Below are 18031 nucleotides of genomic sequence, written 5' to 3'. Positions count from 1 at the left end.
CGACTGGCCTTGTGGGCAGACGACATAAATTCTTGGATGGCCGAAGGTTGCTTCGGCGTCCTGTAGTTTTACTACAAATCGTCGGCCATTTCAGCCTTTCGAATGTATATACGAGTAGTAAAACTACACAAGACCGAGCGTATGGCTCGGTCTGGCTGGTGAGCATAATCGTTATTGTTGATCTTTTGCGAACAAGAAAAGGTAGAAGTTTAATGTTGTCTGCCAAAAACTATAAATTTTCAGCTATTTATAACCTTTGTTCGACAGTCCTTCATCGAGCGTGCCTCTTGCGTTCGCAGCAACAAGCCCATTACGCGCCGATCAAGGATAGACCATGAGCCTTCCAATGCTGGCCGAATTGCCGGCCATTCTCCTCCCAATTGCCCAGCGGGCCGAGCAGTCATTTCGTGACGCAGTGGCCGCGCTGGACGACGATCATGGACTTTGTACGTGGACGCCGCAACGCTGGGCCGACTTCACCCGGGTGTGCGCCGCCAGTGATTTCGTCATTGAACAGAGCGTCCGTGACCCTTTGATGTTGCTGGAGCTGGTGGCCTGGGGTGAGCTGGACCGCGGCTTTGCGCCGGGCGAGCTGTGCGGGCAAATTGCAGGCGCTGTGCAACAGGCCGAAACCGAAGACGAACTGGGCCGCGTATTGCGTCGCCAGCGCACGCGCCAGCAAGTACGGATTATTTGGCGCGACCTGACCCGTCAGGCTGATCTGGTGCAGACCTGTCGAGATCTGTCCGACATGGCTGACGCCTGCATCGACCAAGCCTACCAATGGCTGTACCAACGCCACTGCGTGCAGTTCGGCACGCCCACCGGCCGGCGCAGCGGCGAGCCGCAGCACATGGTCATCCTTGGCATGGGCAAGCTCGGCGCGGTGGAGCTGAACCTCTCGTCGGATATCGACCTGATCTTCGCCTACCCCGAAGGCGGCGAAACAGTGGGCGTGAAGCGTTCACTGGATAACCAGGAGTTCTTCATTCGCCTTGGTCAAAAACTGATCAAGGCCCTCGACCCCATGACCGTCGACGGTTTTGTGTTCCGCGTTGATATGCGCCTGCGTCCCTACGGTTCGGCCGGAGCGCTGGTGCTCAGCTTCAATGCGCTGGAGCAGTACTACCAGGATCAGGGCCGCGACTGGGAACGCTACGCCATGATCAAGGCGCGCGTAGTGGCAGGCGACCAGGTAGCCGGTGCGCAATTGCTCGATATGCTGCGACCGTTTGTGTACCGCCGCTACCTGGACTTCTCCGCCATCGAAGCGCTGCGCACCATGAAGCAGTTGATCCAGCAGGAAGTGCGGCGCAAAGGCATGGCCGACAATATCAAGCTCGGCTCGGGCGGTATCCGCGAGGTGGAGTTCATCGCTCAGGCCTTCCAGCTGATTCACGGCGGTCGCGACCTCAGCCTGCAACAACGCCCGCTGCTCAAAGTGCTCGGTACCCTGGAGGGCCAGGGTTACCTGCCGCCGGCGGTGATCGCCGAGTTGCGCAATGGCTACGAATTCCTGCGCTACACCGAGCATGCCATCCAGGCAATAGCTGACCGCCAGACCCAAATGCTTCCGAGCACTCCGGAAGATCAGGCGCGCATTGCCTTTATGCTGGGCTTTGCCGACTGGTCCGCGTTCCATGAGCGCCTGATGCACTGGCGTGGCCGGGTGGACTGGCACTTCCGCCAAGTGATTGCCGACCCCGATGAAGAAGAGGGCGAAGAAAGCGAGTTGGTAGTGGGCGGTGAGTGGTTGCCGCTCTGGGAAGAGTCCCAGGATGAAGACGCCGCCTGCCGCCAATTGACCGAAGGCGGCTTCACTGACGCGCCCAGGGCGCTCAAGGCTCTGGCTGGTTTGCGCGGGAGCCCGCAGTTACGTGCGATGCAACGCCTCGGTCGCGAACGGCTGGATGCGTTTATCCCGCGCCTGTTGGCCCAGGCGGTCGAACACGCCAACCCGGACCTGGTGTTGGAGCGCGTGCTGCCGCTGGTGGAGGCCGTCGCCCGTCGCTCCGCTTACCTGGTGCTGCTCACGGAAAACCCCGACGCCCTGCGCCGCCTGTTGACCCTGTGCGCCGCCAGCCCGTGGATTGCTGAGCAGATCACCCGTTTCCCGCTGTTGCTGGACGAGTTGCTCAACGAAGGCCGCCTGTTCAAGCCGCCGCTGGCGCCGGAGTTGGCCGCCGAATTGCGCGAGCGCCTCACGCGTATCCCCGAGGACGACCTTGAGCAGCAGATGGAAGCGCTGCGTCACTTCAAGCTCGCCCACCGCCTACGCGTGGCCGCTTCGGAAATCGCCGGCAGCCTGCCGTTGATGAAAGTCAGCGACTACCTGACCTGGCTCGCCGAAGCCATCCTCGAACAAGTGCTGGCCCTGGCCTGGCGCCAGACCGTGGCGCGCCATGGCTCGCCGCAGCGTCTGGACGGCACCCTGTGCGATCCTGGGTTCATTATTGTCGGTTATGGGAAAGTCGGCGGGATCGAACTGGGGCATGGTTCGGACCTGGATCTGGTGTTTATCCATGATGGCGATCCGCAGGCCGAAACCGATGGCGCCAAGCCGATTGACGGCGCGCAGTTCTTCACGCGCCTTGGCCAGCGCATCATTCACCTGCTGACCACCCAGACCAACTCCGGTCAGTTGTATGAAGTGGACATGCGCCTGCGACCTTCCGGTGCGTCCGGTTTGCTGGTCAGTTCGCTGGGTGCATTTGATCGCTATCAACAAAATGAAGCGTGGACCTGGGAGCATCAGGCCCTGATCCGCGCGCGGGTGCTGGTTGGCAGTCAGGATGTGGGCCGTGCGTTCGAGCAGGTACGGGCTAAAGTGTTGGGGCGTGAGCGGGATCTGGCGAAACTGCGCCAGGAGGTCAGCGAGATGCGCGCCAAGATGCGTGACAACCTGGGCACCAAGGCCACCACAGCCGGTACCGGCGCCAATGCCTTCGACGCCGCGGCCGTGTTCGACCTCAAGCAGGACGCCGGAGGTATCGTCGATATTGAATTTATGGTGCAATACGCGGCTTTGGCGTGGTCTGCCCAGCACCCATCGTTGCTGCGCTACACCGACAATATCCGCATTCTGGAAGGCCTGGAGCAGGTGGGGTTGATGCCCGCCGCCGATGCCCACCTGCTGCGCGAGGTGTATAAGGCCTACCGTTCCGCTGCGCATCGCCAGGCCTTGCAAAACGAGGCCGGTACGGTGGCGGGGGATCAGTTCGCCGACGAACGGCGACAGGTGATGCGCATCTGGCAGGAGCTGGGGTTGAGCTGAAACACTATTAGGGCGGGGAGGCATAAGCCTCCCCGCATCGTTTGTGGAAACTACATGAATATTCTGATCGTTGGGCCCAGTTGGGTCGGTGACATGGTGATGGCACAGACACTGTTCCAGTGCTTGCGCCAGCGCCACCCAGACTGCCAGATCGACGTGCTCGCTCCTGAGTGGAGCCGGCCGATCCTTGAGCGCATGCCCGAAGTGCGCAACGCCTTGAGCTTCCCGCTCGGCCACGGCGCCCTGGAGCTGGCAACCCGCCGTCGCATCGGCAAATCCCTGGCCGGCCAGTATGACCAGGCGTTCCTGTTGCCCAACTCGCTGAAGTCGGCGCTGGTGCCGTTTTTTGCTGGCATCCCCAAGCGCACCGGCTGGCGCGGTGAGTTTCGCTACGTATTGCTTAACGATGTGCGCACGTTGGATAAGGCGCGCTACCCGCTGATGATCGAACGATTCATGGCGTTGGCATATGAGCCAGGCGCGGAGCTGCCCAAGCCGTACCCGCGCCCGAGCCTGCAGATCGACCCAGTAACCCGCGACGCGGCCCTGGCCAAGTTCGGCCTGACGCTGGATCGCCCGGTGCTTGCCCTGTGCCCTGGCGCCGAGTTTGGCGAGTCCAAGCGCTGGCCAGCGGAGCACTACGCCAAAGTCGCCGAGATGAAGATTCGCGAAGGCTGGCAAGTGTGGTTGTTCGGCTCGAAAAAAGATCATCCGGTGGGTGAAGAGATTCGCCAGCGCCTGATTCCTGGCCTGCGCGAAGAGTCGGTGAACCTGAGTGGCGACACATCGCTGGCCGAGGCGATTGACCTGCTGTCTTGCGCGGATTCGGTGGTGTCCAACGACTCCGGCCTGATGCACGTGGCCGCAGCGCTGAACCGCCCATTGGTGGCCGTGTACGGTTCGACGTCTCCAGGGTTTACCCCGCCCCTGGCCGACAAGGTTGAAGTGGTGCGCCTGGGCCTGGAATGCAGCCCGTGCTTTGACCGTACTTGCCGTTTCGGCCACTACAACTGCATGCGCCAGTTGCTGCCTCAGCCGGTGAACGAGGCTTTGCAGCGGTTGCAGGGCACTGCGGTCGAGGTTCACTGAGTTGCGGGTACTGGTAATCAAGACCTCATCCCTGGGCGACGTGATTCATGCGTTGCCGGCACTCACCGACGCGGCGCGGGCGATCCCCGGCATTCGATTCGACTGGGTGGTGGAAGAAGGCTTCGCCGAGATCCCGACCTGGCACCCGGCCGTAGACAAAGTGATCCCGGTGGCGATCCGCCGCTGGCGCAAGAACCTCTGGCAGACCATCAAAAGCGGCGAGTGGCGGCGTTTCAAGCAGCAGATCCAGTCGACCAAATACGACCTGGTGATCGACGCCCAAGGCCTGCTCAAAAGTGCCTGGCTGACCCGCTATGTGCGTGCTCCGGTAGCGGGCTTCGATAAGAACTCCGCCCGTGAACCCATTGCGGCGCGCTTCTACTCGCGACGCCTGGCCGTGGCCCGTGGGCAACACGCGGTGGAGCGTCTGCGCCAGCTGTTCGCCGTGGCGCTGGGTTATGACTTGCCCAAAGGCTTGGGCGACTACGGCCTGAGCACCGAAAAACTGCTCGGCCTGCCGCCGAAAAAACCGTTTGTGCTGCTGTTGCACGGCACCACCTGGGACACCAAACACTGGCCCGAAGCCTATTGGCGCGAGCTGGCTGAGCGCATGGGCCGCTTGGGTGTGGACGTGAAATTACCTTGGGGCAATGCCGCCGAAAAAGCCCGCGCCGAACGCCTGGCCCAAGGCTTGGGCAACGCCGAAGTGTTGCCCAAACTCAACCTGGCCGGCGTCGCTCGGGTATTGGCTGGCGCCCGTGCCTGCGTCGCGGTGGACACCGGTCTCGGCCACTTGGCTGCCGCGTTGGACGTGCCGACCATTTCCCTGTTCGGCCCCACCAACCCCGGCCTGACCGGCGCTTACGGCAAGGGCCAGATTCACTTGGGCAGCGACTGGTCGTGCGCACCGTGTCTGCAAAAGCAATGTACCTATCAACCCACGGCCGACGACCTGCGTCGGTTCGACATCAAGCGCGAGTCGCCCCTGTGCTTTACGCGCCTGAACCCTGAGCGTGTGGCAAGCCGGCTGAGCACGTTGTTATTGGCTGAGGAGCTGCACTGATGCAACTGGCTTTTGTTCTGTACAAATACTTCCCCTTCGGTGGCCTGCAGCGCGACTTCATGCGCATCGCCCTGGAGTGCCAGCAGCGCGGCCATCAGATTCGTGTCTACACGCTGATCTGGGAAGGCGACATCCCGCCCGGCTTCGAAGTGCTGGTGGCGCCGGTCAAGGCGTTCTTCAACCATAAGCGCAACGAGAAGCTCAGTGCGTGGATGGAGGCCGACCTCGCCAAGCGCCCGGTGGACCGCCTGATCGGCTTCAACAAGATGCCAGGCCTGGACGTGTACTACGCCGCCGATGGCTGCTTTGAAGACAAGGCGCAAAACCTGCGCCATTCGCTGTACCGCAGCTTTGGCCGCTACAAGCACTTTGCCGAATACGAGCGTGCGGTGTTCGCCAAGGACGCCAAGACTGAAGTCCTGATGATCTCCGAGGTGCAGCAGCCGCTTTTCATCAAGCATTACGACACCCCGCTGGAACGCTTCCATCTGCTGCCGCCGGGCATTGCCCAGGACCGTCGCGCGCCGCCGAACGCGGCTGAAATCCGCGAAGGTTTCCGCAAGGAATTCAACCTCGGCGATGACGACCTGCTGCTGGTGCAGATCGGCTCCGGATTCAAGACCAAGGGCGTCGACCGCAGCCTGAAAGCCTTGGCCGCGTTGCCGTCTGAACTGAAGAAACGTACGCGCCTGTTTGTAATCGGCCAGGACGACCCCAAAGTATTCCAACTGCAAAGCGCCACTCTTGGGCTGGGCGACAACGTGCAGTTCCTCAAGGGGCGCAGCGATATCCCGCGTTTCCTGCTGGGCGCCGACCTGCTGATCCACCCGGCGTACAACGAAAACACCGGCACCGTGTTGCTCGAAGCCCTGGTGGCTGGGTTGCCGGTGTTGGTTTCTGCCGTGTGTGGCTATGCGCACTACATCGCCGAAGCTGACAGTGGGCTGGTGCTGGACGAGCCGTTTGAACAGGCTCAGTTGAACCAGTACCTGGCGCAAATGTTGACCGATTCTGCACAGCGCGCGGCCTGGGGCCGCAATGGGTTGGCCTTCGCCGAGACGGCCGACCTCTACAGCATGCCGCAGCACGCTGCGGATGTGATTCTGGCGGAGCCAAAACGATGAAGTTGATTCTTGCCGAACCGTTCAAGACGTTATGGGCCGGGCGTGATGCTTTCGCCGAAGTCGAGAAACTGCAAGGCCAGGTATTCCGTGAACTGGCAGCGCGTCGCACGCTGCGCACCGAGGTGGATGGCCGCCCGTATTTCGTGAAGATTCATCGCGGTATTGGCTGGGCAGAAATCTTCAAGAACTTGATCACCGCCAAGTTGCCGGTACTGGGCGCCGGCCTGGAATGGGATGCCATTCACCGCTTGCAGGAGATCGGCGTACCGACTATGACCGGCGTGGCCTTCGGCGAAAAAGGCAGCAACCCGGCGGACCAACACTCGTTCATCATCACCGAAGAACTGGCGCCGACCCTCAGCCTTGAAGACGTGACCCTCAACTGGGCCGCCGAGCCGCCCGCACCTGCCTTGCGTCACGCCCTCACCGCAGAGCTGGCGCGCATGGTCGGCGACATGCACCGGGGCGGCGTGAACCATCGCGACTGCTACCTGTGCCACTTCCTGCTGGACACGTCCAAGCCGATCGACGCGCGTGACATCAAACTCTCGGTGATCGACCTGCACCGCGCCCAAATGCGGGCCCATTTGCCGCTGCGCTGGCGCGACAAGGACCTGTCGGCACTGTATTACTCAGCGCTGGACATCGGCCTGACCCGTCGCGACAAACTGCGCTTCCTCAAGGGCTATTTCCGCCAGCCGCTGCGCCAGATCCTGACCGAGCAATCGGCGTCCCTGAGCCTGATGCAGCGCAAGGCCGACAAGCTGTACGCACGCAAGCAACGCTACGGGGATGCGATCTGATGGCGGGTTGGAACCTGGAACCTGCTTATGCCGCCCTGGCGGATGATTTTGGAAGCCTCGACGCGGTGTTCGCCCTGCAAGGCGAGCGGCTGACCCGCGATCCGTTATCGGAAGTGATCCGGGTGCAGCGCGGCGGGGTCAATTACTACGTCAAGCGCTACACCGGCGCCGGCAAGGGCCTGCGGCGTTATCTGGGCAAGCCGCGGGTAAAGTCCGAATGGCAGAACCTCAAGCGCTTCGCCAAGTGGGGCATTCCCACCGCCGATGTGGTGGCTTGGGGCCTGGAGCGCAGTGGCCTGGCCTACGACCGTGGTGCGATGATCACTCGTGAGTTGCCTAATACCGAAGATCTTTCGGTGGTGGCCGAGCGTAAAGATGCGCGCCTGCGCGACCCCAAGTGGGTCGATGTCGTCAGCCGCCAACTCGCCGAGTACACGCGCACGATGCACGACCAGCGCTTTACCCATAACGATTTGAAGTGGCGCAACCTGCTGATCGACGACCAGCAGACCCTGTACCTGATCGATTGCCCCAACGGCGATTTCTGGCGCGGTTTCTGGCTCAAGTACCGCATCACCAAGGACTTGGCCTGCCTCGACAAGGTGGCCAAGTATCACCTGTCGGCTACCCAGCGTCTGCGTTTCTACATGCAGTACCGTGGGTGTCGGCACCTGAGCGATTCGGACAAGCGGCGGATCCGCCACGTAGTGAAGTTTTTCGAGGGACGCGAATGAGTGATTTTCTGGCGGCTGAAGACCGTGCCTTGCTGGAGCGCCACGGCCTCGCGACATTCGACGCGCTGTGGGCCAAGCAACTGGACGCGGTGGACGAGCCCAACACCAGCCGTGGCGGCTGGAGTAGCGTGTTTCGTCTGGAGCTCGATGGCCACGGGTATTACCTAAAGCGCCAGAGCAACTACCTCACGCGCAGCTTGCACCGACCGCTGGGCGAGCCGAGTTTCTCCCGTGAGTTTCGCAATATCAGTCGTTACCGCACGCTGGGTATCCCGGCCTTGCAGGCGGCGTTTTACGGGGAGCGCAAGGTCGCCGGTGAACACCGCGCAATGCTGCTGACCCGCGCTCTCGACGGCTGGAATGACTTGGATTCATTGCTGGAGCAGTGGCCGCAACTGAGCGACGCCCAGCACCGCGCGATCCTGCTGGCGTGCGGCCAATTGGCGCGCCGGTTGCACAGCCTCGGCCAGGTGCATGGCTGCTTTTACCCCAAGCATATTTTCCTGCAGGCGACCGGCGACGGTTATGCCGCGCAGTTGATCGACCTGGAAAAAACCCGCCCGCTGCTGTTCGGCTGGCGTGATCGGGTCAAAGACCTGGAACCGTTGTTGCGTCGTGCACGGCAGTGGTCGGACGTGCAGGTGCGTCAACTGCTGGCGGCCTACCTTGATCAGCCCGAAGACAGCGCGCTGGTCGCGACCTGGCTGCAACGCCTGACGGTTCGGCGTAGCCACAAGGAGAACCGCTGATGCGCCTGTCCGAGCTGAAAAGCGCCGGCCGCACACCGAGCCTGCCCCTGACCCTTGACCTGGCGGATGCCGCTGGCCCCGGCCAACTGCAACTGCTGAGCCTTTTGCGCGTGTTACCGGGCGAGCGTTACGTGGGCGCGGCAGTCTGGCGCGGGCGTCCGGTGCTGGCCAAGTTATTGGTGGGCAGCAAGGCCGCGCGGCACTTTCAGCGTGAGCTGAGTGGCGTACGACTACTGGCCGAACAAGGCCTGACCACGCCGCTGTTGCTCGCCGATGGCCTGCAGGAAGGCGAAGGCGGCTGGCTGCTGTTTGAATTTATCGAAGGCGCCGAAAGCCTGGCCGATGCCTGGCATGCCGTCGAAGGCCTGCCACCGTTGGCTGACGAGCAAACCGCCGTGCTCGCCGAAGCACTGGGCGCGATTGCCCAGATGCACACCAAAGGCTTGTGGCAGGAAGACCTGCACCTGGACAACCTGCTGCGCCAGGACGGCAAACTGTACCTGATCGACGGTGCCGGTATCCGCGTCGAAGAGGCCGGCAAGCCGCTGTCGCGTAACCGCGTGCTGGAAAACCTCGGCGTGTTTTTCGCCCAGTTGCCGAAAAACCTTGAGCCGTTTACCGAAGAGTTGCTGGTGTATTACCTGCTGAGCAACGGCGAACACGCCTTGCCGCTGGAAGCCCTGGAGAAGCAGGTGCGCAAGGTCAGCGCTTGGCGCTTGAAGGACTTTTTGAACAAGGTCGGCCGCGAATGCACGTTGTTCAGCGTGGTACGCGGAGCCTTTGGTTTGCGCGCGATTCGTCGCGAAGAAGAGGCCGCGATGCTGCCGGTGCTGGAACAGGCCGATGCGCTGCTCGACCAGGGCCACTTGTACAAGACCGGTGGTGCCGCGAGCGTTGCCAAGGTCGAGGTTGCCGGTCGCCCGCTGGTTATCAAGCGCTACAACATCAAGGGCTTTGCCCACTGGCTCAAGCGCTTCTGGCGCCCAAGTCGGGCCTGGCATTCCTGGCGCGAAGGCAATCGCCTGGCGTTCCTTGGTATCGCCACGCCGAAGCCTTTGGCTGTGTTGGAAAAGCGCTTTTTTTGGCTGCGCAGTCGGGCTTATCTGATCACCGAATACCTGCCGGGCCCGGACATCATCGAGCGTTTCGCGCCCTATATTGAACACGGTGATGCACCGGAAGGTGAGCTGCTGGCACTCGACAAGCTGTTTGCCGAACTGATCCGCGAACGCATCAGCCATGGCGATTTCAAGGGCCATAACCTGTTCTGGGACAAGGATCGCTGGTCGCTGATCGACCTCGATGCAATGTGCCAACACACCTCCGCCGCCAGCTTCGCCACGGCATACGCGAAGGATCGTGCGCGGTTTATGCGTAATTGGCCGCAGGACAGTGCGTTGTACAAACTGATTGATCAGCGACTGCCCAAAACCATCGACTGAACACGTGCTTCCCGTGGTGAGCGGTCTTCCTGCGGTGAATGGGCTTCCTGTGGTGAGCTGTCTCCCTGTGGTGAGTGTGCTTCTTGTGGTGAGCGGGCTTGCCCCGCGCTGGGCTGCGTAGCAGCCCCACTAGACGCACCGCAATGCTTCAGGTAAATCGCAGCGGCTGGTTTTGGGGCCGCTGCGCAGCCCAGCGCGGGGCAAGCCCGCTCACCACAGTTATGGTGCTCTCCTTAAGTGTTGTGTCAGCAAAAGTGCTTGGGCATTTGTGAGTGAAGAACGACAGCGCTTACACGTGGTGAGCGGTCTTCCTGTGATGAGCGGTCTTCCTGTGGTGAGCGGGCTTGCCCCGCGCTGGGCTGCGCAGCAGCCCCACTAGAAGCACCGCAGTGCTTCAGGTAAATCGCAGCGGCTGGTTTTGGAGCCGCTGCGCAGCCCAGCGCGGGGCAAGCCCGCTCACCACAGTTATGGTGCTCTTCTTAAGTGTTGTGTCAGCAACAGTGCTTGGGCATTTGTGAGTGAAGAACGACAGCGCTTACGCACTCAGTATTTTCTATCTTACTGATTTTTATAGATAAAAAACCTGGCATGGCCTCTGCAAAGTCTCCTGGTGAACCCTTTCACCAGCCGCCCGCGGAGTCTTGTATGCCTTACAGCCTTTTCTCGCTTACCCGTTTGATTTGCCTCGGCGTTGCTGTGCTGCTGGGCCACGCTGCCGTCGTCCACGCTGCCGAAGGGGATGATGCCGTGCCGTCCCTGGCCGGCAAGCGCATTGCGGTGAGCATGACCGGCACCAGTCATTATTTCGATATCAAGGCGTTCCAGGCTCAGGTGGATGAGATCAAGCGCCTGGGAGGTACGCCGATCACCCTCGACGCCGGGCGCAATGACAAGAACCTGGTGACCCAACTGCAAACCGTGGTCACCCAGAAGCCCGACGCGGTGATCCAGACCCTCGGCACCCTCAGCGTGATCGACCCGTGGCTCAAGCGCATCAGCAAGGCCGGGATTCCGCTGTTCACCATCGATGCGCCGTCGCAGTACAGCCTCAATAACACCACTTCGGACAACGTCGCCACCGGCAAAGCCCTGGCCGATCAACTGATCAAGGACGCTGGCGGCAAGGGCAAGATTCTGGTGTTCAACGGCTTCTACGGTGTGCCGGTGTGTGCGATTCGTTATGACCAGTTGAAGCTGGCGCTCAAGGATTATCCGCAGCTGGAAATCATCCAGCCCGAGCTGCGCGATGTGATCCCCAATACCGTGCAGGACGCCTACTCCCAAGTGTCGGCGTTGCTCAACAAGTACCCGGCGGGCAGCGTGTCGGCGATCTGGTCGGCCTGGGATATTCCGCAGTTGGGCGCGAGCAAAGCGTTGATCGATGCCAAGCGCACCGAGATCAAGACCTACGGCGTCGATGGCACCCCCGAAGTGCTGGCGCTGCTCGGTCAGGCGAACTCGCCGGTGGGCGCGGTGGTCGCGCAGCAACCGGCGCTGATCGGCAAGACGGCGGTGCAAAACGTGGCGCGCTACCTGGCCGGGCAACGTGACCTGCCTAAGGAAACCCATGTCGCCACCTTGCTGACCACCGCCGGCAACCTGGCACAGGTTCAACAGCTGCGGGGTGACTGATGGCGGCATTGCACCTGCAACACCTGCGTAAGCGCTTTGGCGCCACCCAGGCGCTGGATGATGCGAGCCTTAAGGTCGAGCGCGGCAGCATCCATGGGCTGGTGGGCGAGAACGGCGCGGGCAAGTCGACGTTGATCAAGATACTCGCCGGTATCCACACGGCCGACGCCGGGCAGGTGAGTATCGACGGCCAGGCCTATGCAACGCTGTCGCCGCGTCAAGTGGACGCATTGGGCGTGCAGTTCATCCATCAAGAACGCCTGCTGCCCGCCAGTTTTACCGTGGGCGAAGCGCTGTTTTTTGGGCATGAGTTGCGCCGGGGTCCGTTTGTGGACCGGCGGCGGCAACAGCGTGAAGCGCAGCGCCTGCTGACGGAATACTTTGACCTGCAACTGCCGCCTGGTGCCTTGGTCGGTGAGTTGAACAGCGCCGAACGCCAGGTACTGCAAATCACCCGGGCGCTGATTCGCCAGCCGAAGATCCTGGTGTTCGACGAGCCCAGCGTGGCGCTGGTCAAGCGCGAGGTCGACCAGTTGCTGCGCATCGTCAAACGCCTGCGCGACCAGGGGCTGTCGATCCTCTACATCTCCCACTACCTGCAGGAAATCGACAGCCTGTGCGATGACGTCACGGTGCTGCGCAACGGTCGGGATGTGGCGGTGGTGCAGCCACGGCACACGTCGAGCGCAGAGATTGCACGGCTGATGGTCAACCGCGATGTGCAGGAGATGTACCCCAAGGCCAAGGTCGAGTTGGGGGCGCCGCTGTTGCAGGTGCGCCGGCTGAGTCTGGCACGGCGTTATCGGCAAATTGACCTGGAGGTGCGGCGCGGAGAAATTGTCGGCCTCACCGGGTTGGTCGGTTCCGGCGCGAAGGAATTGTTCAAGACGCTGTTTGGTGTCGAGCGGGCCGACAGCGGCAGTGTGCATCTGGACGGGCGCTTGCTGCGCCTGCGTTCACCGGGCCAGGCGATTGCCGACGGCATCGCGCTGGTGCCCGAGGAACGGCGTAGTCAGGGCATCTCGCCGGTGTTGTCGGTGCTGGAAAACCTGACACTGGCGGGGCTCTCGCGGTTCAGCCGCTGGGGCTTGCTGAGCCGGCGCAGCGAGCAGATGGAAGCCGCGCGGTTGATTGAAGAACTGGCGATCAAGACGCCTGGGCCTCACGCCGCCGTCAGCCAACTGAGTGGGGGTAATCAGCAGAAAGTCGCCCTGGGTAAATGGCTCAGCCGCCGCTCGGCGGTGTACCTGCTGGATGAGCCCTGTGTGGGCGTGGACGTGGGCGCCAAGGTGGAAATCTATCGCCTGATTGGGCGCCTGGTAGAAGAGGGCGCAGCGGTGTTGGTGCTGTCATCGGATTTGCAGGAGTTGCTGGGGATCAGTGATCGAATCCTGGTGCTGCATCGCGGCGAGATTGCGGGTGAATTTCGTGCGGGGGAGGCTGACAGCGATCAGTTGCTCGCCTGTGCTACAGGCGCCGTGCCCGCTGCTGCTGTGCCGGTGCGGGAGGTCGAGCATGCTTGAGGTACTACTGAGACGGGGTTCGGTGGGTGTATTCCTGGCGATTTTGCTGGGGTTTGCCCTGGCGGCGCCGGGGTTTCTGTCGCTGGGCAACGTGGCCAATGTGTTCAGCCAATCTGCGATTCTCGGCGTGCTGGCCTTCGGGTTGACCTGCGTGATTATCGGCGGCGGCTCGAATGTGCTGGCCGGTGGGCTCGACCTGTCGCTGGCGGCCAATCTGGGGTTGTGCGCGGCGGTGTTCAGCCGCCTTAACAATGCCGGCCTGGAGCTTTGGCTCACCCTGCTGCTGACCTTGGGCTGCGGCCTGGCAGTCGGTCTGGTCAACGGCTTGGCCGTGGTGTTGCTGCGCTTGCCGCCGCTGTTGGCCACACTGGCGAGCATGAATGTGCTGGCGGGACTGGAATTGGTGCTGACGGAAAATACCGTGGTTTCCACCGACTCGCCGTTGCTGGACGTGCTCAGCGGCGGCAGTTGGCTGGCGGTGCCGGCACTGGCCTGGGTGTTGCTGCTGACGGCCGGGTTGCTGACCCTGTTGGTCCAGCATTCGGCCTACGGCCTGCGTCTGCATGCGGTGGGTGAATATCCCCAGGCGGCGCAAGCAGCGGGCATTCGCGTACGGGCTTATGGGGTGTCGAGTTACGCGCTGTCGGGCCTGTGCGCTGGTGTGGCGGCGTTATGTTCGGCAGCGTTTTTCAGCGGCAGCACCACGGGCTCCGGTGACATGTTGCTGTCGGTGGTAGCGATTGCCTTTCTGGGCGTGGTGTTTTCGCGGCGGCTGGTGGCAAGTATTCCTGGGACGTTGTTGGCGGCGTTGCTGATCGGTTTTCTGATCAATGGATTTCAGCTGCTCAACTTGTCGAATTTCTGGGTCAACGGTGTGCAGGGCGTGCTGATCCTGCTGGTGGTGGCCGCGTCCAGCGCATTGAATCGGGGAGCCGGCTCATGAACCCACGCGTTTTATTGCCGTTGACGTTGCCGCTGGTATTCGCGGTGATAGTGTTGGTGTTTGCCTTGCAGGCGCCGGGCTTCCTGAGCGGCGGCAACCTCAAAAGCCTGGTGCTGAATAACTTCGTGCTGCTGGCGATTGTCGCCATCGGCATGACATACGCCGTGGCGGCGGGTGGCATCGACCTGTCAGTGGGCACGGCACTGGATTTCGCCAGTTTCAGTTTTGTGGTGTTGCTCAATGGTGGGCATGGCTGGGCAGTTGCCGCGACCGGGGCGTTGGTCGCGGCCCTGTTGGTCGGTGTGGTGAATGCCGGGTTGATCGCCGGCCTGCGGATCAGTCCATTCCTTGCCACCCTGGGCACGCTGTTTATCGGCACCAGTGCCCAGCAATTGCTCTCGGACGGCGGCCAGCCTATCTACATCAGCCAGGGTGTGAAGCCTGAACTGACCGGCCTTACGCCTTTGCTGATCGTGCTGGGACTGGCGTTGTTCTATGGCCTGGTATTGGCGCGCGGACGCCTGGGCCGCGAACTCCTGGCCCAGGGCACCCAGCCGCTGCTGGCGTATTACTCAGGCTTATCGGTGCAGCGAATCGTCACCGTCGTGGCCTTGGCGACTGCCTTGGCCTGTGGCGTGGCGGGGGTGTTGCTCAGTTCGACGGTCAGCGCCTATGTGCCGCTGTCGGGCAATGCGTTTTTGCTCAATGCCATCGGCGCGGTCTTTATCGGCACCACCTTGAGCCGGCAGGGGCGGGCGAATGTTCCCGGAACCCTGCTGGGGGTGTTGTTTATCAACGTGATCGCCAACGGCTTGCTGCTGATCGGCTGGAATTTCTACTGGCAGCAAGTGGCGACCGGCGTGCTGATTTTTGTGGTGCTGGCGTTCAGCTTTGCCAGTCGCCGGTTGCTGGAGTCCCGCTGATCAGAACTGGTACTCAGCACCTGCGCCGGCGTACCACGAGCGGCCCGGTGCCGCTTCGTAGTAGCGACCGTTGCTGTCGCCGACGATGACTGAGCCGACGTACTGGCGGTCCAGCAGGTTGTCCAGGCGCAGGGTCTGGTGGAAGGTCCAGTGCTCGACTTTCTGTTCGAAGCGCGCGCGCCAGTTGAACACGCTGTAGCCCGGCGCGGCGTGCTGGCTGTTGGTATCTTCGACGTAGACCTTGCTGCGGTACATGCCCTCGATGGCGGTGCTCACCCAGTCGCGGGGTTTCCAGTTGAGTTCGGCGAACAGCGTGGTTTGCGGTACGCCAGGGAGGTAGTTGCCCTTATCGACGGCGGTACTGGTGCCGCTGACGAAGTCGCTGTCGTAGGTGGCTTGCAGGCGGGTATAGGCGAGGCTGGTGGTCCAGTGTTCGGCGAGTTGGCTTTCGAGGCCCAGTTCGAAGCCGCGGCGCAGGGTGCGGCCGGCGTTTTGATAGGTGGAACGCCCTCCAACGGATTGCTGTATCACCAGTTCATCTTCGGTCGTGATCTGGAAGACGGCAGCGTTGATGCGTGTGTCTTGGCCAAGTCGTGCTTTCAAACCGACTTCGTACTGCGTGCTGACCGACGGTTTGAGCGCGAAGTTGAAACCGTTTGAGCTGCTGGAGTAGGCCGACTCGGCTTGTGTCGGCGTTTCAAATCCTTTGCCCGCGCTCACATAGCCGTGCAGGTCAGGCGTGAAAGCGTACATCACGCTGACCGATGGGGTGTTCTTCTGGTAGGTCTTGCTGCCGCTGTCGTCGCCGTCGGTACCGCTGACGAAGCGGTCGTCCACGTCCATTTTCATAGTGTTGTGACGCAGGCCGGCTTGCAGGGTCCAGTCGCCCAGCAACCAGTTGGCTTGCACGAACGGGTCGAGGCTGGTGGCGGTGTCGATTTCATCGCGGCCCAAGGCGCCTTTGACGCCTTGCACCCCGTTGACGGTGTTGGAATAACCTTGGCGATCATCCTGGCTGCGATCGTAGTCCAGGCCGGCGATGAGGGTCAGGTCGCCGGGCGCGCTGTTGATAGGTTGCAGCCAGTGGACAGAGCCGCCGTAGAACTTGCGGTCGAACGCTACTACGCCGCCGCGTTTGCCCGCGGGGATAGTGCCTGGAATCGACAAGTACTGAATCACACTCCTACGGCCCGTGTAGGCATTCACTTGCAACGTCGCATCGCCGATGTAGCGCTCGTAATTCATCCCCAATTGCTGGTGATCGATGCTTTTGCGCGTGTTGTACGTCAGCGCATTACTGCTCACCGAGCGCGGGTCCGCTTTGTACGCTTCCCACGTTTGCCCCAGCGGGTCCTGAGTGCCGTTCTGTTCCAGACTGCTGTAGATCAGCGCCAGTTTGCTGTCGTCATCGGGCTGGACATTGAGCTTGGCAAAGGTCTGGTCCCGGCGTGCGCTGCTGTGGTCGCGGTAGCCGTTGGTGTCCATGCGCGAGGCGTCGAGCACAAAACCTGCGCCGTTGGTCGCGCCTTCGGCGCTCAGGTGGTTTTTGTTCAGGCCGTCGCTGCCGATCAGGGTTTCGGCGCCGATACGTGGCGGGCCTTCGCCGTCGCGGGAGAACATCTGGATCACGCCGCCGGCGTTGCTGCCGTACAAGGTGGCGGCCGGTCCGCGCAGCACTTCGATGCGTTCGGCGGTGTCGAGGTTGAATGTGGCCGCTTGGCCCTGGCCATCCGGGGTGCTGGCGGGGATGCCGTCGGCGATCAACTTGATGCCGCGTACGCCAAAGGCCGACCGGGCGCCAAAGCCGCGTGAGGAAATCTGCAGGTCCTGGGCGTAGTTCTGGCGGTTCTGCACCACCAGGCCGGGCACGCGGGACAGGGCTTCGGAGGCGTTGATACCCAATTGGCCGTCGCTGATCTGTTCGCGGCTGACACTGTCCACAGAGTACGGCAGGTCGAACGTCGGGCTGGCGCTGCGCGAGCCGGTGACCACGCTGGGATCGAGGACCAGGGGCGCATCGTCGGCCAGGGCGGTGGTGCACAGGCCTAGCAGCAGAACGGCAAGGCGAGTGGGGATAATTGGGGTCATGATGAGGCCGGGTCTATGGCGCAACGCGAGTGATTGGCGTAGGCGTAAAAAGTGCGAGTTTAACGATTCAACCCTGGTTTTGCCGAATTCGTTGCAACTGGTCAGAACCGGAAGCGTCCTACGCTAGGCGTCGGTTCCGGATGCCTGAGCCGCGGGTTTCGCAGTGCTAGCTTTTCGCTCCCTGAATTTAAAAGAAGAATTAGATATGCGGACCCCTATCGTGCGGTTGTTGGTGTTGGTGGGCATGACGTTAATCATGGGCGGCTGCGGAACGGTCACCACGGTGTTTCGCGGTGATGACGTCACCGTGCGGGAACTCAAGGGGAAAAAAACCTATTGTCAGTCTGTTCCGCGTGTCTACAGCGGCGTGGCGTATGACTTGTGCGTGCTGCATGGGCCGGCGAATTCTGCCGATGGGCTTTCGCTGAACGGAATTCCCTGGGCTGTTCTCGATGTGCCGGTATCCGGTGTTCTCGATACGCTCATCCTGCCCTACACGATCTACCGGCAACGTGCTGACGGGAGTGTTGAGCTTCGCTAACCCCTTGCGGCTAGCAGTTTCCCATCATTTTTAAGCTATAATCCCGCCCTTTAGCTGTTTCCTGCCCAGGTGGGAAGCACACTTTTTTCAGGCGCAACCCGCC

General features: G+C 61.9%; 14 protein-coding genes. 13 read left to right on the top strand and 1 reads right to left on the bottom strand.

The window, feature by feature from the left end:
- Window positions 1–334: 334 nt before the first annotated feature.
- From glnE to AB4N82_RS07535, 12 genes are all read left to right on the top strand, one after another.
- On the top strand, window positions 335–3274 hold the full coding sequence (glnE, locus tag AB4N82_RS07590) for a bifunctional [glutamate--ammonia ligase]-adenylyl-L-tyrosine phosphorylase/[glutamate--ammonia-ligase] adenylyltransferase (protein WP_122764222.1): 2940 nt from the start codon (window positions 335–337) through the stop codon (window positions 3272–3274).
- A gap of 54 nt (window positions 3275–3328) precedes the next feature.
- Window positions 3329–4363, top strand: coding sequence for a lipopolysaccharide heptosyltransferase II (gene waaF, locus AB4N82_RS07585; protein WP_122764221.1), 1035 nt, complete (start codon window positions 3329–3331; stop codon window positions 4361–4363).
- Window position 4364: 1 nt separating this feature from the next.
- Window positions 4365–5426 carry a lipopolysaccharide heptosyltransferase I gene (gene waaC / locus AB4N82_RS07580; RefSeq protein WP_122764220.1) on the top strand — a complete coding sequence of 354 codons (1062 nt, stop codon included), beginning with the start codon at window positions 4365–4367 and terminating at the stop codon, window positions 5424–5426.
- Window positions 5426–6550 (top strand): glycosyltransferase family 4 protein, encoded by a 1125-nt coding sequence (locus tag AB4N82_RS07575; protein ID WP_032890373.1) that lies wholly within the window; start codon window positions 5426–5428, stop codon window positions 6548–6550. The genes waaC and AB4N82_RS07575 overlap by 1 nt, the downstream gene beginning before the upstream one ends.
- Window positions 6547–7353: a lipopolysaccharide core heptose(I) kinase RfaP gene (gene rfaP, locus AB4N82_RS07570; RefSeq protein ID WP_032890375.1), complete on the top strand. Its 807-nt coding sequence runs from the start codon at window positions 6547–6549 to the stop codon at window positions 7351–7353. Before AB4N82_RS07575 ends, rfaP begins: the two co-directional genes overlap by 4 nt.
- Entirely contained in the window at window positions 7353–8087 is a 735-nt protein-coding gene (locus AB4N82_RS07565) for a lipopolysaccharide kinase InaA family protein (protein WP_032890377.1), read from the top strand. Before rfaP ends, AB4N82_RS07565 begins: the two co-directional genes overlap by 1 nt.
- Window positions 8084–8836, top strand: coding sequence for a lipopolysaccharide kinase InaA family protein (locus AB4N82_RS07560; protein WP_122764219.1), 753 nt, complete (start codon window positions 8084–8086; stop codon window positions 8834–8836). The genes AB4N82_RS07565 and AB4N82_RS07560 overlap by 4 nt, the downstream gene beginning before the upstream one ends.
- A complete protein-coding gene (locus AB4N82_RS07555) occupies window positions 8836–10278 on the top strand; it encodes a lipopolysaccharide kinase InaA family protein (protein WP_122764218.1) in 1443 nt (480 codons plus the stop codon). Before AB4N82_RS07560 ends, AB4N82_RS07555 begins: the two co-directional genes overlap by 1 nt.
- 645 nt (window positions 10279–10923) lie before the next feature.
- The gene (locus AB4N82_RS07550) at window positions 10924–11910 is read left to right on the top strand and encodes a sugar ABC transporter substrate-binding protein (protein ID WP_122764217.1); all 987 of its coding nucleotides are present in this window, start codon (window positions 10924–10926) and stop codon (window positions 11908–11910) included.
- Window positions 11910–13433: a sugar ABC transporter ATP-binding protein gene (locus AB4N82_RS07545; protein ID WP_122764216.1), complete on the top strand. Its 1524-nt coding sequence runs from the start codon at window positions 11910–11912 to the stop codon at window positions 13431–13433. The genes AB4N82_RS07550 and AB4N82_RS07545 overlap by 1 nt, the downstream gene beginning before the upstream one ends.
- Window positions 13426–14376, top strand: coding sequence for an ABC transporter permease (locus AB4N82_RS07540; RefSeq protein WP_081797839.1), 951 nt, complete (start codon window positions 13426–13428; stop codon window positions 14374–14376). The genes AB4N82_RS07545 and AB4N82_RS07540 overlap by 8 nt, the downstream gene beginning before the upstream one ends.
- On the top strand, window positions 14373–15299 hold the full coding sequence (locus AB4N82_RS07535) for an ABC transporter permease (protein ID WP_095186092.1): 927 nt from the start codon (window positions 14373–14375) through the stop codon (window positions 15297–15299). Before AB4N82_RS07540 ends, AB4N82_RS07535 begins: the two co-directional genes overlap by 4 nt.
- Here AB4N82_RS07535 and AB4N82_RS07530 read toward each other — a convergent pair whose 3' ends face one another.
- On the bottom strand, window positions 15300–17387 hold the full coding sequence (locus AB4N82_RS07530; protein ID WP_122764215.1) for a TonB-dependent receptor family protein: 2088 nt from the start codon (window positions 17385–17387) through the stop codon (window positions 15300–15302). It abuts the gene before it with no gap.
- A gap of 205 nt (window positions 17388–17592) precedes the next feature.
- Between AB4N82_RS07530 and AB4N82_RS07525 the strand changes: the two genes are divergently transcribed.
- Window positions 17593–17928, top strand: coding sequence for a YceK/YidQ family lipoprotein (locus tag AB4N82_RS07525; protein WP_099602043.1), 336 nt, complete (start codon window positions 17593–17595; stop codon window positions 17926–17928).
- Window positions 17929–18031: the final 103 nt, after the last annotated feature.

It is taken from the genome of Pseudomonas sp. H1_D04, assembly GCF_054683855.1.
This window is presented reverse-complemented; position numbering and strand designations above follow the sequence as displayed.